19 protein-coding genes are annotated in these 20,194 nt (G+C 72.6%); 3 read left to right on the top strand and 16 right to left on the bottom strand.

Going from position 1 to position 20,194, the window contains the following annotated elements:
* Nucleotides 1-5: 5 nt before the first annotated feature.
* The 3 genes from IG88_RS0109055 to IG88_RS45095 all read right to left on the bottom strand — a co-directional run bounded on the left by IG88_RS0109055 (nt 6) and on the right by IG88_RS45095 (nt 3,034).
* Nucleotides 6-1,004, bottom strand: a complete 999-nt coding sequence (locus IG88_RS0109055) for an ABC transporter permease (protein ID WP_031037197.1) — start codon at nt 1,002-1,004, stop codon at nt 6-8.
* A gap of 19 nt (nt 1,005-1,023) precedes the next feature.
* Nucleotides 1,024-2,748, bottom strand: a complete 1,725-nt coding sequence (locus IG88_RS0109050) for an ABC transporter substrate-binding protein (protein ID WP_031037195.1) — start codon at nt 2,746-2,748, stop codon at nt 1,024-1,026.
* 193 nt (nt 2,749-2,941) lie between these two features.
* On the bottom strand, nt 2,942-3,034 hold the full coding sequence (locus IG88_RS45095) for an Ms4533A family Cys-rich leader peptide (protein WP_324609000.1): 93 nt from the start codon (nt 3,032-3,034) through the stop codon (nt 2,942-2,944).
* Nucleotides 3,035-3,410: 376 nt separating this feature from the next.
* On the opposite strand from IG88_RS45095, the gene IG88_RS0109040 reads away from it, so the two are divergent.
* Nucleotides 3,411-4,670, top strand: a complete 1,260-nt coding sequence (locus tag IG88_RS0109040; RefSeq protein ID WP_031037191.1) for a sulfite oxidase — start codon at nt 3,411-3,413, stop codon at nt 4,668-4,670.
* 71 nt (nt 4,671-4,741) lie between these two features.
* Here IG88_RS0109040 and IG88_RS0109035 read toward each other — a convergent pair whose 3' ends face one another.
* The 3 genes from IG88_RS0109035 to IG88_RS0109025 all read right to left on the bottom strand — a co-directional run bounded on the left by IG88_RS0109035 (nt 4,742) and on the right by IG88_RS0109025 (nt 8,274).
* The gene (locus tag IG88_RS0109035; RefSeq protein ID WP_031037189.1) at nt 4,742-5,665 is read right to left on the bottom strand and encodes an LLM class F420-dependent oxidoreductase; all 924 of its coding nucleotides are present in this window, start codon (nt 5,663-5,665) and stop codon (nt 4,742-4,744) included.
* 102 nt (nt 5,666-5,767) lie between these two features.
* Nucleotides 5,768-6,913 carry a homoserine O-acetyltransferase MetX gene (metX, locus tag IG88_RS0109030; RefSeq protein ID WP_078861453.1) on the bottom strand — a complete coding sequence of 382 codons (1,146 nt, stop codon included), beginning with the start codon at nt 6,911-6,913 and terminating at the stop codon, nt 5,768-5,770.
* Nucleotides 6,910-8,274: a bifunctional o-acetylhomoserine/o-acetylserine sulfhydrylase gene (locus IG88_RS0109025; RefSeq protein WP_078861446.1), complete on the bottom strand. Its 1,365-nt coding sequence runs from the start codon at nt 8,272-8,274 to the stop codon at nt 6,910-6,912. The genes metX and IG88_RS0109025 overlap by 4 nt, the downstream gene beginning before the upstream one ends.
* A 438-nt stretch (nt 8,275-8,712) precedes the next feature.
* On the opposite strand from IG88_RS0109025, the gene IG88_RS0109015 reads away from it, so the two are divergent.
* Nucleotides 8,713-8,979, top strand: a complete 267-nt coding sequence (locus IG88_RS0109015; RefSeq protein ID WP_031037185.1) for a GlsB/YeaQ/YmgE family stress response membrane protein — start codon at nt 8,713-8,715, stop codon at nt 8,977-8,979.
* A 40-nt stretch (nt 8,980-9,019) separates the two neighbouring features.
* On the opposite strand, the gene IG88_RS0109010 is transcribed toward IG88_RS0109015, so the two are convergent.
* From IG88_RS0109010 to IG88_RS0108970, 9 genes are read right to left on the bottom strand one after another with little or no spacing between them, the layout of a single operon-like run.
* The gene (locus tag IG88_RS0109010) at nt 9,020-10,195 is read right to left on the bottom strand and encodes an acyltransferase family protein (protein ID WP_031037183.1); all 1,176 of its coding nucleotides are present in this window, start codon (nt 10,193-10,195) and stop codon (nt 9,020-9,022) included.
* Nucleotides 10,196-10,235: 40 nt separating this feature from the next.
* Nucleotides 10,236-10,859, bottom strand: a complete 624-nt coding sequence (locus IG88_RS0109005) for a TetR/AcrR family transcriptional regulator (protein ID WP_037835624.1) — start codon at nt 10,857-10,859, stop codon at nt 10,236-10,238.
* A 41-nt stretch (nt 10,860-10,900) separates the two neighbouring features.
* Entirely contained in the window at nt 10,901-12,154 is a 1,254-nt protein-coding gene (locus IG88_RS0109000; RefSeq protein WP_031037180.1) for a 2-hydroxyacyl-CoA dehydratase family protein, read from the bottom strand.
* Nucleotides 12,151-13,320 carry a 2-hydroxyacyl-CoA dehydratase family protein gene (locus tag IG88_RS44190; RefSeq protein WP_051851844.1) on the bottom strand — a complete coding sequence of 390 codons (1,170 nt, stop codon included), beginning with the start codon at nt 13,318-13,320 and terminating at the stop codon, nt 12,151-12,153. The genes IG88_RS0109000 and IG88_RS44190 overlap by 4 nt, the downstream gene beginning before the upstream one ends.
* A 58-nt stretch (nt 13,321-13,378) precedes the next feature.
* Nucleotides 13,379-14,617, bottom strand: a complete 1,239-nt coding sequence (locus tag IG88_RS0108990; RefSeq protein ID WP_031037176.1) for a CaiB/BaiF CoA transferase family protein — start codon at nt 14,615-14,617, stop codon at nt 13,379-13,381.
* Entirely contained in the window at nt 14,614-15,756 is a 1,143-nt protein-coding gene (locus IG88_RS0108985; protein ID WP_037835622.1) for a CapA family protein, read from the bottom strand. The genes IG88_RS0108990 and IG88_RS0108985 overlap by 4 nt, the downstream gene beginning before the upstream one ends.
* On the bottom strand, nt 15,753-16,553 hold the full coding sequence (locus tag IG88_RS0108980) for an amino acid ABC transporter ATP-binding protein (RefSeq protein ID WP_031037173.1): 801 nt from the start codon (nt 16,551-16,553) through the stop codon (nt 15,753-15,755). The genes IG88_RS0108985 and IG88_RS0108980 overlap by 4 nt, the downstream gene beginning before the upstream one ends.
* Nucleotides 16,550-17,488 carry an amino acid ABC transporter permease gene (locus tag IG88_RS0108975; RefSeq protein ID WP_199807431.1) on the bottom strand — a complete coding sequence of 313 codons (939 nt, stop codon included), beginning with the start codon at nt 17,486-17,488 and terminating at the stop codon, nt 16,550-16,552. Before IG88_RS0108975 ends, IG88_RS0108980 begins: the two co-directional genes overlap by 4 nt.
* A gap of 3 nt (nt 17,489-17,491) precedes the next feature.
* Nucleotides 17,492-18,346: a transporter substrate-binding domain-containing protein gene (locus IG88_RS0108970; RefSeq protein WP_199807430.1), complete on the bottom strand. Its 855-nt coding sequence runs from the start codon at nt 18,344-18,346 to the stop codon at nt 17,492-17,494.
* A 206-nt stretch (nt 18,347-18,552) separates the two neighbouring features.
* On the opposite strand from IG88_RS0108970, the gene IG88_RS0108965 reads away from it, so the two are divergent.
* Nucleotides 18,553-19,560: a PaaX family transcriptional regulator C-terminal domain-containing protein gene (locus IG88_RS0108965; RefSeq protein ID WP_031037164.1), complete on the top strand. Its 1,008-nt coding sequence runs from the start codon at nt 18,553-18,555 to the stop codon at nt 19,558-19,560.
* A gap of 85 nt (nt 19,561-19,645) precedes the next feature.
* On the opposite strand, the gene IG88_RS0108960 is transcribed toward IG88_RS0108965, so the two are convergent.
* Nucleotides 19,646-20,110, bottom strand: a complete 465-nt coding sequence (locus IG88_RS0108960) for a MarR family winged helix-turn-helix transcriptional regulator (protein WP_051851843.1) — start codon at nt 20,108-20,110, stop codon at nt 19,646-19,648.
* Nucleotides 20,111-20,194: the final 84 nt, after the last annotated feature.

Genomic DNA, 20,194 nt, shown 5'->3' with positions numbered 1-20,194 from the left:
GGCCTTCATGCCCGTGCCTCCTTCTTCCGGCCGGTGCCCACGGACAGCCGGGAGGCCTCCCGCGGGTCGAGGGCCCTGCGCACCCCGTCGCCGAGGACGGTCAGCGCGAGCACGGTGACGAACAGCAGCCCGGCGGGCAGCAGCAGGTACTGCGGCGCCGCCTGGTACCAGACGTTCGCCGAGGTGAGCATCTGCCCCCAGGACGGCGTGGGCGGCTTCACCCCCGCGCCGAGGAAGCTCAGCGCGGCCTCGGCACTGATGTTGACCGGGAAGAGCAGGGCGGCGTACGTGATGACCGGCGCGGCCAGGGCGGGCAGCAGCTCGCGGCGGGCGATCCGCCAGGAGCCCCAGCCGCTGAGCCGGGCCGCCGCCACGTGGTCGAGCTGCTTGAGCGTCAGCGTCCGGGCGCGCACGATCTTGGCGACCGTCCCCCAGCCGATCAGCCCGATGACGCTCGCCACGAGCACCGGACGCGGGAAGCCGCTCGGCACGATCGCGAGCAGCGCGAGGGACATCACCATCAGCGGCAGTGCCACCACCACGTCGGTGAACCGGCTCAACGCCTGGTCCACCCACCGGTTGCCGAGCCCGGCCGCGATACCCATGACGAGTCCGACGACGACCTCCACCACCGTTGCCGCCAGCGCCACCCCGAGCGAGACGCGGGCGCCGTACACGAGGCGGGCGAACAGGTCGCGTCCCGTCTGGGGTTCGACGCCCAGCCAGTGGTCGGCGCTCATGCCGCCGAACGCGCCGACGGGGACCCCGCCGCGTGCCGAGTCGACGAGACCGGGGTGGTACGTGGTCGGGTTCTGCCCCTCGACGGCGGTGAGCAGGGGCGCGCCGAGCGCGACCAGGACGAGCAGGGCGACGGCGAACGCCGCGACGAGGGCGGCCCGCTGCACGCGCAGCCGCCGCCAGAACTGTCGGGCCCCCGAGGCGGGGGCGAGCACCGTGACGGCACCCGCCCTCGCGCCCTCGGCGGCCACACGGGCCTCACTCATGGACGTGGTTCACCCGGACTTACTTCACCGCGACCTGGGACACGTCCAGGACGCCGGTCCAGTCGCTGATCACGACGTTCTTGACGTCCTTGCCGTACAGACGCTTGTAGACGGGGTGGAACAGCGGGACGGTCAGCGCCTGTTCGCCGATCCTCTTGTCGAGGGCGCCCCAGCGCCCGGCCGCCTCGTCGAGGTCGGTGAGCTTGTTGATGGCGTCGATCTCGTCGTTGACCGACGCGTCGTCGAGGAAGCCGGTGTTGAAGTTGGCGCCGTCCTTCACGATCTGCCGGCCGTCGAAGATCGGGGCCAGGAACGGGCCGCCGGAGGGCCAGTCGGCGCCCCAGTGGGCGAGGAAGAACCCGGGCTCCGTCTTCACGTCGTGAATGGTGTCCTTGTAGTCGTTGTCCTCCAGGCCCTCCAGCTTCACCGTGATGCCGGCCTTCTTCAGGGCGTCCTGGAGGGCGGTGGCGATCTCCGGGCCGGTCTCGAAGTCCCTGGCGTTGGAGTGGGTCAGCGTGACGGTCAGGCCGTTCGCGTGACCCGCCTGCTTCAGCAGTTCCCGGGCCTTGGCCGGGTTGCCGGACTCGCCGGCCGGGAAGTGGTCGTAGGGCGTGTGGCCGAAGGACTTCTGGTCCGGCAGGTAGGTGGTCGCGGGTTCCGCCAGGGAGGATCCGCCGGCCGCGTTGACCACGGAGGTGCGGTCCACCGCGTACGCGATCGCCTGCCGCACCTTGGGGTTGTCGAAGGGCTTCACCCTGGGGTTGAAGGCGATGTAGTTGGTGTAGCCGAAGTGGCCGGTGCCCACGCGGCCGGCCAGTTCCTTGTCGCCGCTGACCTTGGCGAGTTCGGCCGGGCCCAGGTTGGTGTCGGTGGTGACGGCGGCCGAGTCGGCGCCCTGGGAGGCGGACAGCCGCTGGTTGATGACCGAGGAGTCGAGACCGGAGCGGACGTCGATGCGGTCCGGGTACGCCTTGCGCTCCGCGTCGGTCTTCGCCGACCAGTGCTCGTTGCGCTCCAGGATCAGCCGCTCACCGTCGTTCTGGTTCTCGACGACCTTGTACGGCCCGGAAGAGAGCGGGTGCTCCTCGTACTTCGTGCCCCTGTCGGCGGACTTGGGCACCGGCGTGAACTGGGTCTGTGTGGCCAGGTAGGGGAACTCGCCCTCGGGCTTGTTCAGGTGGAAGACGATGGTGCGTTCGTCCGGCGTCTCGATTGAGTCGAGCCCCTTGCCCTTGTCCTTGTAGGGGCCCTGGTAGTCGGCCCCGCCGACCAGCCAGTCCCGCAGGTAGGGTGCGCCGCCCGACAGTTCGGCGGCGAAGGACCGCTCGATGCCGTACTTGACGTCGGCAGAGGTGATCTTCGTGCCGTCCTCGTACTTGAGCCCCTCCTTGAGGGTGTACGTCCACACGGTGGCGTCCTCGTTCGGGCGGCCGGTGTCGGTGGCGAGGTCGGGGACGACCTGGGCGCCCTTGGCCCCGTCCTCGCGGTTGCGGGTGGTCAGCGTGCGGAAGACGAGGGACGGGACGTTGCCGCCGCCCGAGGTGTAGAGGCGGGCCGGGTCGAAGTCCTGCTGCGGGTCGGAGTTCAGCACCGTCAGGGTGCCGCCCCTGTGGGGCTCGGCGTCGGCGCCGCCGGCCTTGGCATCGTTGTCCTCGGGTCCGCAGGCGGCCGCACCGGCCGTCACGATCAGACCGACGGTCAACGCGGCGGTGACGCGGCGCGTTCTGCGGGAGGGGTGACGCATGGGAGGACGACCTCTCGAATGTGCCGTCTCGGGTGTCGAGACGGTGGTGGCACGGGGAAGCGGCTGACGAGGGGGATCGCCCCGGCGCGGGCACGGCGGCCACCGGACATCGACTGCCCCGGGGCACGGCGCAGGTGCCCGGAGGAGGGTCGTGAGGGTGCGAGGAACGCGACGTACGCGCCGAAGGCGGACGTCAGCGACAGAGAATGTCGGACACGCAGAGCGGGGTCACGCCGATCAGCGCCAGCTCGATGGCGGCGCGTGCGGTGGCGTGGACAGACGACATGAGAGGAATATGAACGAACTTGCGAAGGATGTCAAAGCGGCGGTCGGTGCGCGGCCCTGGACGGGTGTCATCCGGCTTGTGACGCACGGGACTTGGCCGCTCCTTCCCGATCACGCGTCGTCTCCGTACGATGGCCGCATGATCCGCAGCCGACGCCGCATCGCCGCCCCGCGGTCCCGCGTGCTCGTCCCGTACGGCTGTTGTTGATCCGCACCGCGTAGACGCCGGCCCGTGCCCGGCCGGGAGCCTGTCCACCCGCCCCCGGCCGGCACGTCGCCGCCGTTGCTCCGTTCCCCCCGTCCCTCCGGGGCGGCCCTCCCCCTTCCCCGTCCGCGCGGGGCACGTCCCCGCGCCCGCCTGTGAGAGGCAGACCCTCATGCGCACCCCCGAATCCGCCTACGACCGACGCAGACTGCGGCAGTGGCTCTCCGGCGAGGCCCGGGCCGGCGGTGTCTCCCGGCGCGACATGCTCCGGCTGCTCGCGGCGGCCGGACTGGCAGGCGTCGCTCCCGCCGCGCTGGGCGCTCCGGCCGCGGCCGCGGGCGCCACCGCGCCCGGCATCGTCAAGCCCCTGCCCGACGACCTGTTCACCGTGCGGGGCACGAACGCCGAGACACGGTTCGCCGCCCTGGCGGGCACCGGGTACCACACCCCCAACGACCGCTTCTTCGTCCGCAACCACACCTCGACGCCGCTCCTCGACGCGGCCGACTGGAAGCTCACCGTCTGGGGCGACGGCCTCCACGGGCACCGCTCCGTCGACTTCTCCCTGGCCGACCTGCAGAGGCTGCCGTCCGTCACGCACAGCGCGTTCGTGGAGTGCGCGGGCAACGGGCGCAGCTACTTCACCAGCCAGCAGGGCCAGGAGGTCGGCGGCACCGCCTGGACCCTCGGCGCGATCGGCGTCGCCCGCTGGCGCGGGGCACGGCTGGCGGACGTCCTGGAGCGGGCGGGACTCGGCCGACGGGCCGTGGACGTCCTGCCCCGGGGCCTCGACGACGACTACGTCACCGCCGACGGCACGAACCTCGGCCGGGTGCGCCGCCCGCTGCCGGTGTCCAAGGCGCTGGACGACGTGCTGCTCGCCTACGAGATGAACGGCGCACCGCTGCCTCCCGACCACGGGCATCCGGTGCGGGTCCTCGTGCCCTCGTGGATCGGCATCGCCTCCGTCAAGTGGGTGGGCGACATCCAGGTGTCCGCGCGGCCGCTGTACTCGCCGTGGAACACCGACTTCTACCGCCTGTTCGGCGACGCCCACCCCGAGGGCGGGAGCGCCCCGCTGACCCGGCAGACGCTCAAGAGCGCCTGGGAACTGGACGGGCGGACGAACCTGACGGCGGGTGTGACCCACCGGCTCACCGGGCGGTCCTGGTCCGGCGCGGGCGGCGTCGTACGGGTGGACGTGAGCACCGACGGAGGCTCCGTGTGGAGGGCCGCCCGGCTCCACGACGCGCCCCGGCGCGACGGCTGGGTCCGCTGGTCGGTCCCCTGGCGCCCGTCGTCGGCGGGTACCCACACGCTGCTGGCCCGGGCGACGGACACCGCGGGGCGGACCCAGCCGGACGTCACCGTCCACAACACCCAGGGCTATCTGTTCGACGCGGTCGTACGGCAGGGCGTCAACGTGGTCTGACCCTGCGGCGGGTCGGCGTGGAGCCCCGGGCCTCGTACGGGCGGACCGGGGCTCTTCGCCGAGGTGCCGTCTCACCCGGCCAGGTCGCCGAGGAGTGCCCAGGTGCGGCGCCGGTCGGAGTCTCCCGCGATCTCCGTGCCGGCGAAGACCACCTCCGTCGCCCCCGCGTCACGGTAGCGGCGTACTTCCGCAGCGACCGCCTTCTCGTCGCCGATCACCGCCACGTCGGACGCCCGGCGTCCCCCGGACTGCTCGATGACGCGTGCGTAGGACGGGATCTGTTCGTAGAACGCCAGTTGCTCGGTTGCCTTCTCCCGGACCGCTGCGACGTCGTCCGTGACGACGCCGTGCACCAGGGCGACGATCCTCGGCGCGGGCCGGCCGGCGGCCTCCGCCGCCGCGGTGAGGGCCGGCACGATGTGCGTCTCCAGGGCGCGAGGGCCCGCCAGATAGGGCAGGATGCCGTCCGCCAGTTCGCCGCTGACGCGCAGGGACTGCCGTCCCATCGCCGCGACCAGGAGGGGGACACCCGCTTCCGCACCGGGCACGCGGGCCGGCAGCGGGGTGACGGCCGTCAGCAGTTCTCCCCGGAAGTCGGCGGTCCCGTGCTGCGTCAACTGCCGCAGTGCGGTGAGGAATTCGCGCAGCCGGGCGATGGGCCGCTCGAAGGGCAGGCCGAAGCCGCCCTCGGTGAGCAGCTTGGTGCCCAGTGCCAGTCCGAGGTGGTAACGGCCGTGGGTGGCCGCCTGCGCGGTCTGGGCCTGGCTGGAGACGAGCAGGGGGTGCCGCCCGAAGACGGGGATCGCGGAGGTTCCCACCTGGAGTCCGGGCACCTCCCGTCCGACGATTGCGGCGAGTTGCGGCGAGTCCGCGCCGAAGGTCTGGCCGAACCAGGCGGAGCGCAGCCCCGCGGCCTCGGCCTCACGGGCCAGTTCCACCGTGGCGTCGACCTGGTTGCGCACGTCGCCGGCGTTGAGTGCTACTCCTAATGTCATGCCGGTGCGAACCTCCGGTGTCCGACGGCGATTCCGGTTCTCGTGTGACGGCTTCCTGTCAGTCGTGTGAACGGGAGAGCCCCGGTTCCGGCCGTGCCCGTCTCACGGCAGGAGCTCCGCCACGAGCGCCGCCACCTGATCCGCCTCGACGAGGAAGCCGTCGTGGCCGCAGGGCGACTCGATGGTCCGCGGGGCGTCGGCCGTGGGGATGCCCGCCGCCAGCTCCGCCTGCTGCGAGTACGGGTAGAGCCGGTCGGAGTCGACGCCGGCCACCAGGGTCCTGGCGGTCACCCGCCGCAGCGCGGCCCGCACGCCTCCTCGGCCCCGGCCGACGTCGTGACTGTTCATGGCCTCGCACAGGACGACGTAACTGCCCGCGTCGAAGCGTCGCACCAGCTTGGCGGCGTGGTGGTCGAGGTAGGAGCCGACCTGGTACCTGCCGCCCGCCCAGGGGTCCTCCCGGTCCTGTGCCGCGCGGCCGAAGCGGGCCTGGAGTTCCGGCTCGCTGCGGTAGGTGACATGGGCGAGCCGCCGGGCCAGGCCGAGCCCTTCGTGCGGTCCCCGGCCGCGGGCGTGGTAGTGGCCGCCGTACCAGTGCGGGTCGGAGCGGATGGCGTGCAGTTGTATGCCTGCCCAGGCGATCTGCTCGGCACTCGCGGCCGCCGTGGTGGCGAGCAGCAGGAGTGCCCCGGTCCGCTCGGGGCGGGACACGGCCCACTCCAGCGCCCGCATCCCGCCCATCGAACCGCCCACCACCAAGGCCCAGCGCTCGATGCCCAGCGCGTCCGCCAGCCCGGCTTCGAGAGCCACCTGGTCGCGCTGCGTCAGGAACGGAAAGTCGCCGCCCCAGGGCCGTCCGCCGGGGCGCGGCGTGGACGGCCCGGTGCTGCCCTGGCAGCCGCCGAGAACGTTGGGAGCGACGACGAACCACCGGTCCGTATCGAGTGCCCGGCCCGGGCCGACGAGCCCGTCCCACCATCCGGGAGTCGGGTGGCCGGCGCCCGCGGGCCCCGCCACATGACTGTCACCGGTGAGCGCGTGCAGGACCAGTACGGCGTTGGAGCCGTCCGGCGCGGGCCGCCCCCAGGTCTCGAACGCGAGCCGTGGCCGGGGCAGTTGGCCGCCGGCTTCCAGGTGCAGCGGCGTTTCGCGCACGAACCACTGGCGGCGCCCCGGCGGGTCCCCCTCCCGCCAGGCCCCGGAGACCGGCGGGAGGGGGACCCGGGAAGGCGTCCGTACGGTGTTCAGGACGCGCCCTTCGCGGCCCGGAACCCGGCCTCCAGGTCGGCCTTGAGGTCTGCGGGGTTCTCCAGGCCCACCGAGAGTCGCACCAGGCCGGGTGCGGCGCCCGCGGCCTCCAACTGCCGCTGGTCCAACTGGCTGTGGGTGGTGGACGCCGGATGGATGATGAGGCTGCGGACGTCCCCGATGTTCGCGAGGTGGCTGAAGAGTTCGACCGCGTCCACGAACCGCTTGCCGGCCTCGGCCCCGGCGCGCAGTTCGAAGGAGAGGACGGCGCCCGCGCCCCGGGGCAGATACCGCTGCCCGGCTTCGTACCACCGGTTGGACGGCAGTCCGGGGTAGTGGACGGCGGCGACCTCGTCGCGCTGTTCGAGCCATTCGGCCAGCGCCCGGGCGTTCGCGGAGTGCCGCTCGATACGCAGGCTCAGGGTCTCCACGCCCTGGAGGAGCAGGAACGCGGAGTGCGGGGAGATGGCGGGGCCGAGGTCGCGCAGCAACTGGACCCGCAGCTTGACGGCGAAGGCGCCGGGGCCGAGCGCGGGCCAGTACCGCAGGCCGTGGTAGCTGGGGTCGGGCTCGGTGAAGTCGGGGAAACGCCCGGGGTGGGCGCCGAAGTCGAAGGTGCCGCCGTCGACGACGACGCCGCCGATGGTGGTGCCGTGTCCGCCGAGGAACTTGGTGGCCGAGTGGACGACGACATCGGCGCCGTGTTCGAGGGGCCGCAGGAGGTAGGGCGTGGGCACCGTGTTGTCCACGACGAGCGGGACGCCGGCTTCGTGCGCGACGTCGGCCACGGCCCGCACGTCGAGCACGTTTCCGCGCGGGTTGCCCAGCGTCTCGGCGAACAGCGCCTTGGTGCCGGGCCGGACGGCAGCCCGCCAGGCCTCGGGGTCGTCCGGGTCGTCGACGAAGGACACCTCGATGCCGAACCTCGGCAGGGTGTGCCGGAAGAGGTTGTAGGTGCCGCCGTACAGCGAGGCGCTCGCGACCACGTGGTCTCCGGCACCGGCCAGCGTGAGGATCGCCAGGGTCTCCGCCGCCTGCCCGGAGGCGAGGGCCACCGCCGCGACACCGCCCTCCAGCGCGGCGACGCGCTGCTCGAAGACGTCCTGGGTGGGGTTGTGGATGCGGGTGTAGATGTTGCCCGGCTCGGCGAGCGAGAAGAGGTCGGCGGCGTGCCGGGTGTCCCGGAACACGAACGACGTGGTCTGGTAGATCGGCGTCGCACGGGAGCCGGTGGCCGGGTCCGGTACGGCGCCTGCGTGGATCTGCTTGGTCTCGAAGGACCAGGCCGGGGTGTCGGGCGCGGACGGCTCCGCGTCGGGCGTGTGACCGGCGGTGACGGAGTCGATCGGCTGCTGGCTCATGGTGCTGCTCCCTTGCGCGGAAGACGGGTGCGGGAAGGGGCACCGCGCGCGGCGACGGACCTCGAAGGAGGCCGGTGGACAGTGCGGCGCGGTGCGGTGGGGGGCTGCGAGGCCGGTGCGCGAGAGGGACGTCGGTGCTGCGGACCGTCGTCAGCTCTGGGCGGTACAGCCCGTGGTGGTGACGCGCACGTAGTCGACGTGGCGGCGGGTCACGAGCACGGTCATGAGCCCAGGTAACCACATCCGCGGACCGCCTCACCGCCGCACGGGTGCCGATCCGGCGGTCCGCCACACGTCCGCAACACAGTCGTCATGAACGGGGCACGGGCGGCCCCTCCCACCGGACCGGGACCTCTACACGCCTGTAGAAGATAGGCTGTCCGGGTTACGGCCTCACGCACAGAAACACCGACAGGGTTACGGAAAGGGGCGCCGGAGATGAGCGTCATCGGCTGGCTGGTTCTGGGACTTCTGGCCGGCGGGATCGCCAAGCTGATCCTGCCCGGACGGGATCCGGGCGGCTGCGTCGGAACGACCGCGATCGGCATCGCGGGCGCGTTCCTGGGCGGCTGGCTGTCGGCCCGGTTCCTCGACCGCCCGGTCCAGAAGGAGTTCTTCGACGCGGCGACCTGGGGGTCCGCCATCGTCGGCGCCCTCGTCCTGCTGATCGGCTACCGCCTGTTGTTCGGCAACTCCCGCGACTGACGGGCACTCCGCCGGACCCCTCCCCCACGCCCTTCCCCCCCTACAGCACCCGGCGCACGCCCGGCAGCCGGCGCAGCCCGGCCGCGAGGAGGAAGGCGGACGGCAGCGCGAGGGCGACGGCGGCGCACCACGAGCCGGCCGCGGACAGGCCGCGGCCGACCAGGGCGTACTGCACGACGACGACCAGCGGCACATGGATGATGTAGACGCCGTAGGAACTCGCCGCCAGTTCCCTCGACCACCGGGCGCCGCCGTGCACGAACTCCCGGAAGAGCGTGAGCAGTCCGACGCACAGGGACACGCACAGGACGCTCTCGCAGACCGCCCACACCGCGGACGGGCCGTCCGCCCCGCCCGGCCCGAACCAGCGCGAGTCGGCGCCGGCCAGGAACAGCAGCGCCACGCCCACCGCTCCCACGGCCAGCCAGACCAGCCCGACGCGGGCGTCGAAGCGCTCCAGCCAGTTCTGCCGGCCGGCGACGACGCCCAGCGCGAAGAAGGCGGCGTACTGCGGCACCCGCGCGGGCTCGACCTGGAGGAAGTCCAGGACGGGCACCCACGTGTCGAGGGGGTACCGCAGCCGGACGAGGAACGTCGCGCCGGCCAGCAGGACGGTCAGCACCAGCAGGGCACGGTGACCGGGCGGCGCGACCGCACGCCCGAGGCCGTGCCGGGCCCGCAGCGGGCGGGCGAGCCGGCGGAGGACCACGTACACCACGGTGTAGGCGAGCAGGTTCTGCACGAACCACAGGTGCCCGAACTGGAGGTCCGGCCAGGACGGCCCGCTCCAGCCGGCCGGTTCGTCCCCCAGACCGAGGTACACGTCGGTGAAGTAGCGCGGGAACGGCATCGGCGGGTAGCCGCGGTAGTGCGTGAAGTAGGCGTACATCAGTCCCGGCACGATCGTCAGGGCGCCGACCACGACCGGAATGCCGAGCCGTACGAACCGGCCGCGCAGGAAGCGCCGGGTGCCGCGGCGCTCGCGCGAGCCGGGTACGAGGACGGCGGAGACGAAGAAGAACAGGCTCATGAAGAAGGAGCCGTCGACGGCGGAGAGCGTGGCGAGGGCACCGGCACGCGGCTGGCCTTCGACGTACCACCAGTCGGCGGGGCCGTAGGGCTGGGCGGCGTGGTGGACCACGACCAGGACGGTCAGGGCGATGCGCAGGTTGTCCAGCCATTCGAGGCGACGGAGTCGCGGAGTCGATGTGTACATGTGTTGAGTTTCCTCAACACATGTACACCTGACACTGGGGCTAACCCCCGGACCGTTCCTCCAGGTGTCCGTAGAAGCCCCGGGTCAGCAGCCGCTGATTGGCCGCACTGCGCTGTTCCAGGACCTCCGGGGCGAACATCGGTTCCTTCAGGTTGGGCTGCATCACCCGCTCCAGCAGCAGCGGACCGAGGATGAGGCAAAGCATCTGGAACGGCGCCCAGGGGCCGTCGGCTCCGCCGCCCTGCCGGGCACCGCCGTGCACGGCGGACAGCCGCTCCAGCTCCGTGCGCGCTCCCCTGAGCAGCTTGCCGAACAGCGCGGCGCCGGCCTCGCCGTCCTCCAGGAGGACCTGGCGCAGATAGCCCCGCAGCACCGGGTCCGCTCCGAACAGGCGGGCGGAGACCGCCCCGAGCGACTCCATGAGGTCCGCGTCCGCGTCCACCTCGGCCAGTTCACGGCCGATGCGCTCCAGGACGTCCTGGTCGACCGCCGCGCGCAGCCCGTCCTTCGACCCGAAGTGGCGGGTCACCAGAGCCGGGGACACGCCCGCCGCCGCGGCCACCGCCCGCGTCGAGGTCGCCTCGAACCCCCGCTCGGCGAACAGCTCCAGCGCCGCCTTCCGCAGCCGCGCCCGTCCCGTCAGGTCACCCGTCTCCACACGCATCCCCGCAGCGTAGCCAAGCGTGCGGGGACACGCGCCGACGGTCAGCCGCCGGCGAGGACGTGCCGGTCGAGCCAGTCGCCGACGGTCCGGGTCAGGGCGTCGCCGTCGGCGCTGCGGGCGTCCACGTTGTCGGCGTGCAGTTCGAGCACCGGTATGCCGGCGGCCTCGAGCGCGCGCGTGGTGAAGTAGCTGCCCCGGGCGTCGTCGGAGACCAGGTGCACCACGCCGTCCACACCGTGGTGGCGGGCCTCCTTCACGTACCACTCGGCCGACCAGGGCGGGGTGTAGAGCTGGTCGGAGAAGGCGGCGAAGCGGGCGGCGAGGGCGCGCAGCGGGTCGCCGCCGTGGCGCAGGTAGCCGTCGGCGGCGATCGCGAGGTACATGGACCAGACGAACACCGCTTGGTGGCTCTCCTCGAAGCGCCGGTAGAAGTCGAGGTCGAACCAGAGCCCGCGGCCGATCCACATGAGCCTGGCCCGTTCCCCCGGGCAGACGGACACTCCCGTGGACACGCGCTCGGCGACCTCGTCGTGGAAGGCGCGGGCGGCGTCGCGCGCCCAGGTGGTGCCGCGGTGCCACTGGGGGATCATCACGCTGGGGATGCTGTCGTTGACCGGCAGCGGGCACGGACGGGCGCGGGCGATGAGGTCGCGGGTGCGGCGGTTCCACTCCTGCTGCTCGTTGACGAGGTGCATGACCTCGGCGAAGCGGGTCTCGGAGAAGACGCGTCCGGTGGTCTGCTCCAGGAACCTGATGAGCCCTTCGAGTTCACCGGTCATGAGGTCCAGGCGGTCGCTGCCGACGGCCCGTTCCCACTCGCGCGGCATCAGTTCCCACCAGCGGGTGGGGACGTCGTTCTCGGCGGCGCTCTCCAACGGGTAGAACGAGACGCCTGGCTGGGCGTCCCAGAGGTCGAAGATCTTCCGGGAGGCGTCGCCCGTGGTCTCCGCCAGGACGATGGAGGGGCGCGGCAGCCCGCCCCAGGGGGCGTTGGCCGGGTCGGGGTCGAAGGCCGAGGCGAGCGGGATGGAGCTGTACTGCTCGCTGTCGTCGGGGTAGCCGCGCTCGCGCAGGAGCCCGAGGTAGTCCTGGGCGCGTCGCTTGGCCGTGACGATCGAGGACCACCACTGGTTGACGACGTACGGGATGCCCATGGTGCGGAAGATCTCCTGCGGGGCGTCGGCGTTGACCAGTGCGAGGTGCCCGCCGTCGGCCACCTCCTTCCCGAGGCCGGCGAACCACTGCCGCTGGTGGGCGGTCGCCGCCGCCGCGGAGGCCAGTCGGGCGGCGTTCACCGGGCCGCCTCCGCGTGGGCCCGCGGCCCCGTCGGCCGCACCGTCCGCGCCAGTCCCGCCAGTCCCGCCAGTCCCTCCAGCTCCTCGGCCGCCTCCTCGCCGAGCGCGCCGTACGGCTGCCGCCTCAGCAGCACCGAGGGCAGGCCGGTCGCCTCCCGCTGGGCCGGGTAGTCCCAGCCCGGGGCCTCGTCGCGCACCCGGGCGTAGGCGACGAGTGCGTGCGCGCCGCATTCCCGCGCCGCACGCCGGGTGTGCTGGGCGCGGGCGCGGATCGAGGCGCGGGGCGCGGTGGGCCCGTTGTACTGGTAGCGCTCGGCGAGCGCGGCCTCGGTGGGGGCTCCGGTCCGGCGCAGGGAGAGCAGGTCGCCCCAGTCGTGGTCCTCGCCGACGACGAGCAGGCCGCTGTCCTCCAGGGCGGTGTAGACGTGGCCCGTGTCGTGCGGGCTTCCGGTGAGGAACACTCTGACTCCCTCGTGCCCGGGCAGGTGGTCCGCCTCGGCGAGCAGGTCTGCGAGGAGCGCGGTGGCGCGGTCGACGGGCAGTGCGGTGGTCGCGGCCACGACGGTGAGCGCCTGGCTGCCGGTGAGGCGGGCCGGGTGCGACCGGCGCAGGGCGGCGACCTCGGTCAGCAGCGTGCGGAGCCGGTCGTGGGCTCCGATGGCGTCGGCGAGGGCGTCGTCGTCGATGGAGCGGCCCGCCCAGGTCTCGACGGTGGCGCGCAACTGGCGGAGTTTGGCACGGACATAGCGGGTCGTGGTGCGGTGCGGCAGGTGCAGTACGTCGACCAGGTGCACCGGCGGCAGGGCCAGGGCCGGGTCCACGCGGCGCAGTTCGCGCAGTGCGTAGAACAGCCGCAGGGACGCCTCGCAGTCCCGGGAGACGACGATGCCGTCCAGGGGGCCGAAGTCGCCCGCGATCAGGCGGGTGAGGACGGAGCGGGCCGCGGGGTCGAGGCCGGTGCCGAGGAAGCGGTCGCCGTCCGTGCTGGGGGTGCCGGGGCTGCCGTACAGGCGCAGGGGCAGCAGACCGGCGGCGGTGAGGTACTCGACGGGCACGTCGGCGCCGACGTAGCCGATCACCCCGCCGTGGTGACGGGCTCTGAACTCGTCGGCGGCCGCGCGGCGTTCGGTGCCGTGGGAGGTGAGCCGCGCGAGGGCAGCGGACATGGGGTTCCTCCAAGTGGTACTGGGTTTGCGGTGGAGCGGCGACGCGGGGGCGGCGGGGTCAGATCACCGACTCGGCGGCCAGCTCGGCGATGTCCTCGGGGCTGTAGCCGAGCTTCTCGCGGTACACCGCGTCGTTGTGCTCGCCGAGCCCCGGGGCGGGCCGGTCGAAGCCGGCGCGGGCGGCGGAGAACCTGATGGGGACACCGGTGGTGGCCAGGCCCTCGACGGGGCCGTGCGTCGGATGGGTGACGGGGACGACCTCCTCGCGCTGCCGCACGAGCGGGTCCCGTACGGCGTCCCTCGGGTCGCGCACCTCGGCCGCCGGCACGCCGTGCTCGGTGAACGCGGCCAGCGCCTCTGCCGTGGGGCGGGCGCTGCTCCACTCCCGGATCACGGCGTGGATCTCGTCGGCGTGGCGGACCCGCTGGTCGCGGCTGTGGAAGCGGGGGTCCTCGATGAGGTCGGGACGGCCGACGGCGCGCAGCACGCCGTGGGCGAAGGCGTCGGTGGGCGCGGACAGGGCGATGTGTCCGTCGGTGGTCGGCAGGATGCCGAAGGGGGCGAGGCGGGGCACCATCGCGCCGGTGCGCTGCGGCATGCCGACGGCGGCGAAGGCGTCGAAGGGCTCGCACGCCACCAGGGAGGTGAGCGCCCCGAGCATGGAGACGTCGACGTGCTGGCCCTCGCCGCACTGGTCGGCCTGCATGAGCGCCGACAGGGTGCCGATGACCGCGAACAGCGGGGCGAGCATGTCGCCGACGGGCAGGCCGAAGCGGACCGGCCCCTCGTCCGGTTCGCCCGCGGTGAGCATGACGCCGGACAGTGCCTGGATGATGGAGTCCATCGCCTTGCCCGAACCGGGGCCGCCCTGGCTGCCGAAGCCGGTGATGGACGTGTAGACGAGCCGCGGGTTGAGGTCGTGGACGGTGGCGTAGTCGATGCCGAGGCGGCCGGTGACGCCGGGGCTGTAGTTCTCCACGAGGACGTCGGCGTCGCGCACGAGGTCGGCGAAGACCCGCCGGGAGCGTTCGTCCTTGAGGTTGAGGGTGACACTGAGCTTGTTGCGGCCGCGGGCGAGCATCGAGACCGACATGTCGTCGGGGCTCCGCCGGGACACGGACAGGCCGTCGCCGCCGACGTAGGGGGCGTTGTTGCGCGAGGAGTCGCCTCCGGTGGCCGGGTTCTCGACCTTGATGACGGTGGCGCCGAGCCCGGCGAGGAGCAGGGTCGCGTAGGGGCCGGCCAGCGCGGTGGTCAGGTCGATGACGGTCCGTCCGGCCAGTGGCTGGTCGCTCATGATGCCCTCTCGGTGTTCAGGTCGATCCGTACGCGGCCGTCCTCGCGGACGAACCGGCCGTTGAGGCCGGCGGCGCGGGTGATGTGCTCGATGTAGTCGGTGACGCGCCGGCCTTCCTCGCTGCCGCCGCAGGGCACCGGGCGTCCCCGGTCGTCGATCCGGCAGGGTTCGAAGCCCGCCTCGACCAGTCCTTCGCCGTCGAAGCGGCACACGGCGATCGCGGTGTTGCGGCTCTCCGGATGGAAGGGGTAGGCGGGCATGCCGGGGTCCGGGGCGAAGCCGTACAGCTCCTTGCGGCGCCGGGCCCACTCGGTCAGCTCGGCGCTGGAGCGGCTGCTCGCGTCCGGGGCCAGCGCACGGGTGACGGTGACGAAGTTGCCGAGGCCGTGGAAGATCGGGCGGCCCCGGTAGGTCTCGATGCCGCGCATGATGTGGGCGTGGTGGCCGAAGACGGCGTCGGCTCCGGCGTCGACGGCGGCCCGGGCCACCGGTGACTCGTACATGGCGACGACGGCGGGGGTGTGCCCGACGCCCTTGTGCAGGCCGACGAGGACGACGTCGGCGCGCTCGCGCAGGGCCGCCACGTCGGCCTGGAGGCGGGCCAGGCTGTCCGGGTCGGCGAAGGTGTAGGTCTTCGGCGGGCCGCCGGGACTGGCGTGGTCGAGTTCGTAGTGGGTGAGGACGTGGACGTAGGCGCAGCCGGCCTTGCGCGAGGTGGCCCAGGACTCGCGCGGGCCCACGCAGTTGTAGGACAGGACGCCGATCCGCAGCCCGGCGCGCTCGACCACGGCGGGGGTGCGGGCCGCGTCAAGGTCCGGCCCCGCGCCGGCCGTGGCGAGGCCCGCCCGGCGGGCGTGGGCGACGGTGTCGGTGACGCCGGTGTCGCCCGCGTCGTAGATGTGGTTGCCGGCGAGCGTGACGATGTCGAAGCCGGCCTCGGCGAGCGCCGTGAGGGCGGCGGGGTCGGCCGGCGGGGCCGGCACGTCGGTGCTCTGCTGGACGGTGGTGGTCGAGTGCGGGACCTCTACGTGTCCGACGGTGACGTCCGCGGCGCGCAGCAGCGGGGCCGAGGGGGCCAGGAACGAGGCGGGGCCGGGTTCGTCGAGGATGAGGTCCCCGACCGAGGCGACGGTGATCACGAGACGGCCTCCTGAGGGGCGGCGTCGCTGCCGCGGTGCCGGGAGAGGAAGGAACGCAGGCGTGCGGTACGGGGGTTGGTGAGCATCTGGTCGGGCGTTCCGCTCTCGACGATGCGCCCGGCCTCCATGAAGACGCAGCGGTCGGCGACCTCGCGGGCGAAGGCGATCTCGTGGGTCACCACGACCATCGTCATGCCGTCGGCGGCCAACTGCCGCATGACGCCGAGTACTTCCTCGACGAGTTCGGGGTCGAGGGCGCTGGTGGGTTCGTCGAAGAGTATGACGCGGGGCCGGGCGGCGACGGCCCGGGCGATCGCGACCCGCTGCTGCTGGCCGCCGGAGAGCTGGCGCGGGTAGTGGCCGGCGCGGTCGGCGAGGCCGACCCGTTCGAGCAGTTCGCGGGCCTCGGCCTCGGCCTCCCGGCGGGATCTGCCGTGGACGCGCACCGGGGCCTCGGTGATGTTGCGGAGCACGGTGAAGTGCGGGATGAGGTGGAACTGCTGGAAGACCATGCTCATCCGGCCGCGCTGGGCGGCGACCTTGCGGGCGCCGAGCGGACGCAGGACGCCGCGGTGCCGTTCGTGGCCGAGCAGTTCGCCGTCGAGGTGGATCGCGCCGGAGTCGATGGTCTCCAGTTGGTGCACGCACCGGATCAGGGTCGACTTGCCGGAGCCGGAGGGTCCGACGATCGTGACGACCTCTCCGTCGGCCACGTCCAGGTCGACTCCGTCGAGGGCGGTGTGGTCGCCGAACTTCTTGCGTATGCCCCGCACGCGCAGGGCGGGTCCAGTGGTCATGCGAGCGCTCCCTGTGAGGTCTTCTTCGGGCGGCGGGCGAGGCCGCCGGTGGTGTGGCCCCGGGAGAAGTGCCGTTCCAGCCGGCGCTGTCCGACGGTGAACAGCGTGACCACGGCGAGGTACCAGAGGCAGGCCACGATGAGCATGGGGACGATCTCGTAGGTGCGGTTGTAGACCACCTGGACCGAGTGCAGCAGGTCGGACATGGCGATCACCGAGACCAGCGCGGTCCCCTTGAGGACGCTGATGAACTGGCTGCCGCCGGGCGGGATGATCACGCGCATCGCCTGCGGCAGCACCACCCGGAAGAAGGTCTGTCCGGGGGTGAGGCCCATGGCGCGGGCCGCGTCGCGCTGCCCCTGCTCCACACCCAGCAGGCCGCCGCGGATGATCTCCGCCATGTACGCGGACTCGACGAGCGACAGGCCGATGACGGCCGCCGTCACGGGGGTGATCACCTCGTTGGCGTCCCAGGAGGCGAACTCCGGGCCGAAGGGGATGCCGACGGAGATGCGCGGCAGGAGGTAGGCGAGGTTGAACCAGAAGATGAGCTGCACCAGCGGCGGGATGCCGCGGAACACGCCGATGTAGAGCGTGGCCGCCCAGCGGACCGGAGGGAAGGAGGACATCTGGGCCGCGGCCAGGACCGCGCCGACGACGGCGCCGGCGACGGTGGCCGCGACGGCGAGCCACACCGTGGTGCCGAGTCCGGAGAGCACGGAGGGCTCGAAGAGGTACTCGGCGACGACGTCCCACTCCAGGCGCGGGTTGGTCACCAGGAAGTGGACGAGGAGCACGACGACGAGCGCGAGCAGCGCGCCGCCCACGACCCGCCAGGGCCGTACGCGACGCCTGGAGTGGGCCACGTCGTCGGTCAGGGACGTCTTCGGATCGGTGGAGCTCTTGCTCTTCGTCAGTGGGATGGGTCCGGCCACGGTTCAGCCCTCTTCGCCGGCGATGTTGAGCACGGGTGCGTCGACCATCACGTCCTTCAGCCCCCAGTGCTCCATGACGCGCCGGTACTCACCGGTGTCGACGAGCTTCTGGAAGGCCTTCTGGAGCACCGGGCCGAGCTTGCTCTCCTTGGGCACGAGGAGGGCGAGGTTGTCGGTGGTGGCGCCCTGTTCCTCGGTCTGGGTGACGTAGCCGTACTTGTCCGGCTGGGACTTGGTGACGTCGAGGGCGGCGGCCTGGGTCATGCCGGCGGCGTCGGCGCGGCCGGACTGCGCGGCCAGCAGGGTGGCGTTGGTGTCGTCGAGCGCGATCGACCGGGTGGCCGGCTTGCCCTGCCCGGTGCAGTAGGCGGACAGCTTGGCCAACTGGCCCTCGACGACGCTCGACTTCACCACGGCGACCTGCTTGCCGCACAGGTCGGCGGCGGAGGAGACGCGGGCCTTGCCGGTCCTGGGCACGACGTAGGACGTGCGGCTGGTCATCCAGGTGATGGTGTCGAACTGGCGCTCGCGTTCGGCGGTGGCCTCCACGGGCCCGTTGAAGCCGTGGTAGCGCCCGCTGAGCATGCCCTGGAGCGCCGCGGGGAGATTGTTCACGATCTTGATCTCGGTGCGTACTCCGAGCACCTGCCCCAGTGCTTGCTGCAGGTCGTGGTCGATGCCCGTGACGGAGCCGTCGGAGGCGACCGAGCGGAAGGGCGGGTGCGAGTCACCGGCGAACCGCAGGACGCCTGCGTCCTTGACCGACTGCGGCAGGGCGTCGTGGAGTGCGGTCACCTCGGAGACGGACGGCTTGGAGACGCCGTCCTCCTCGCCCGCGGCGCAGCCCGCGAGGGCCACGGCGGAAACGAGTGCGGTCGCGAGAGTGCAACATGTGCGCCACCGACGGTGGCCTCGAAAGTTACGCATGGAGGTGTTCCCTTGCATGGGAGAGGATCCGCGTCATTGTCGGTATCGATGCCGAGCGTCGCATGAGGTGTCGCCCATGACAAGACTCGTGCCATACTTCGACGCGACGCGAAGGCCACCGAAGGAACCGAGGTGCCATGGGCGAGGACCCGCCGAAGGCCGAGCTGCCCCGGGCTCAGAACGGGGCGGAGCCCCAGTTGCTGCTGACCTCCTTGCTGGGCGACTTCTGGTACTGGCGCGACGAACACATCCCCGCCACCGCCCTGGTGAGACTGCTCGCCGACTTCGACGTGACGTCCGACGGCGCGCGGGCGGCGATGCGCCGGCTGGCGGCCCGCGGACTCCTGGACACCTCGCGCAGCGGACGCACGACGGCGTACGGGATTCCGGCGCGCACCTCCGAGGTGATCGTCGAACGCACGCACCGGATGCTGACCTTCGGCACGACCGCGCCCGAGTGGGACGGACAGTGGACGGTCGTCGCGTTCTCCGTTCCCGAACAGGCCCGCGGCCTGCGCACCGCACTCCGCTCCCGGCTGCGCCTGCTGCGGTTCGCGGCCCTGTACGACGGCGTGTGGGTGTCGCCGCACGACCTCGGCGCCGAGGCGCGGGCGCTGCTGCGGGAACTCGGCATCGAGACCGCGACCGTGCTGCGGTGCGCCGAGGTGCCCGGCGGCACGCCGCAGGGCGACCCGGTCTCGGCGTTCGACCTGACGGCGCTCGGCAAGGAGTACCGCGCCTTCGCCGAACGCTACGAACCGGTGCTGGAGAGCCTCGCCGCGGGGCTGATCAGCCCCGCCGAGGCGCTGCGCACCCGCACCGAACTGCGGGTGGCCTGGCGGCGTTTCCCCGAGAGCGACCCCGACCTGCCGTGCGAACTGCTGCCCGCCGGCTGGGACCGGCCGCGCGCCCAGCAGGTGTTCCTGGAGATTTACGACCGCCTGGGCCCGCTGGCCGAGCTGCGGTTCCGGCAGATCCTCGGCACGGTCTCACCCGAACTCGCCGAGCTCGCCTCCCATCACGATTGCGCGGCCATAGCCGACCTGTACTCCTCGCTGGGCGACCGCAGGGCACACGGGGACACGCCGTTCGAGCAGGCGGCCGCGGCGCGGCGGCTGGACGAGGTGACGCGCTCGAAGTCGTGACGCCGGTGGCCGCACCGCTGCGGCCGCACCGCCCCGTCCGGACCACTCCGCCCCCCACCCCTCCCACCGCCCCCTCCGGCACGGGTCAGGACAGCGCTCGGTGCGCGCTCTTCAGGGCGTCCCGGAAGCGCTCGACATCGGCGGGAGAGAGGTCCGCCACCATGCGCTCCTCCAGGCGACGGGCCGGTTCCGCGTGGTCGGCGAGCAGCCGCCGTCCGGCGTCGGCCAGCAGGATCACCTTCTCCCGCCGGTTGACCGGGTTCGGCTCGCGCCGCACCAGCCCCCGGCTCTCCAGGGCGCGCACCATGTCCGCCATCGACTGCGCGGTGACGAACGAGTCGCGGGCCAACTGCGCGGCGGAGATGCCGTCGTGCCGCTCCAGCACGGTCAGCGCCGTGTACTGCAGGGCGGTGACGCCCGCCGGCTTGAGCAGCTCCTCCAGGCGGGCGCGGACCACCAGTTCGGTCCGCTTGAGCAGGTAGAGCAGCGACGGCCCCGTGCCGGTCGCCGCGTCGGCGCCCCCGGCGGGCCGCTCGGGCGCTCGTGTCATTCCGTGCCTCCACCGGCTGCCGGTCCTCGTCCCACGGTGGACCACCCTAAGCCATTGACAGGATTCCTGTTGAAAGAGAAGACT

The sequence above is a fragment of the Streptomyces sp. NRRL F-5650 genome (assembly GCF_000721365.1).
Taxonomy (GTDB): Bacteria; Actinomycetota; Actinomycetes; order Streptomycetales; family Streptomycetaceae; genus Streptomyces; species Streptomyces ardesiacus.
This window is presented reverse-complemented; position numbering and strand designations above follow the sequence as displayed.

Coding starts and splice junctions, on each gene's coding strand:
- IG88_RS0108980 (WP_031037173.1), bottom strand. CDS start 16,553: ATGACCACTGGACCCGCCCTGCGCGTGCGGGGCATACGCAAGAAGTTC.
- IG88_RS0109005 (WP_037835624.1), bottom strand. CDS start 10,859: ATGCGTGTGGAGACGGGTGACCTGACGGGACGGGCGCGGCTGCGGAAG.
- IG88_RS0109035 (WP_031037189.1), bottom strand. CDS start 5,665: ATGACATTAGGAGTAGCACTCAACGCCGGCGACGTGCGCAACCAGGTC.
- IG88_RS0108990 (WP_031037176.1), bottom strand. CDS start 14,617: ATGAGCGACCAGCCACTGGCCGGACGGACCGTCATCGACCTGACCACC.
- IG88_RS0109025 (WP_078861446.1), bottom strand. CDS start 8,274: ATGAGCCAGCAGCCGATCGACTCCGTCACCGCCGGTCACACGCCCGAC.
- IG88_RS0109015 (WP_031037185.1), top strand. CDS start 8,713: ATGAGCGTCATCGGCTGGCTGGTTCTGGGACTTCTGGCCGGCGGGATC.
- IG88_RS0108960 (WP_051851843.1), bottom strand. CDS start 20,110: ATGACACGAGCGCCCGAGCGGCCCGCCGGGGGCGCCGACGCGGCGACC.
- IG88_RS0109050 (WP_031037195.1), bottom strand. CDS start 2,748: ATGCGTCACCCCTCCCGCAGAACGCGCCGCGTCACCGCCGCGTTGACC.
- IG88_RS0108965 (WP_031037164.1), top strand. CDS start 18,553: ATGGGCGAGGACCCGCCGAAGGCCGAGCTGCCCCGGGCTCAGAACGGG.
- IG88_RS0109040 (WP_031037191.1), top strand. CDS start 3,411: ATGCGCACCCCCGAATCCGCCTACGACCGACGCAGACTGCGGCAGTGG.
- IG88_RS45095 (WP_324609000.1), bottom strand. CDS start 3,034: ATGTCGTCTGTCCACGCCACCGCACGCGCCGCCATCGAGCTGGCGCTG.
- IG88_RS0109055 (WP_031037197.1), bottom strand. CDS start 1,004: ATGAGTGAGGCCCGTGTGGCCGCCGAGGGCGCGAGGGCGGGTGCCGTC.
- IG88_RS44190 (WP_051851844.1), bottom strand. CDS start 13,320: ATGTCCGCTGCCCTCGCGCGGCTCACCTCCCACGGCACCGAACGCCGC.
- IG88_RS0109010 (WP_031037183.1), bottom strand. CDS start 10,195: ATGTACACATCGACTCCGCGACTCCGTCGCCTCGAATGGCTGGACAAC.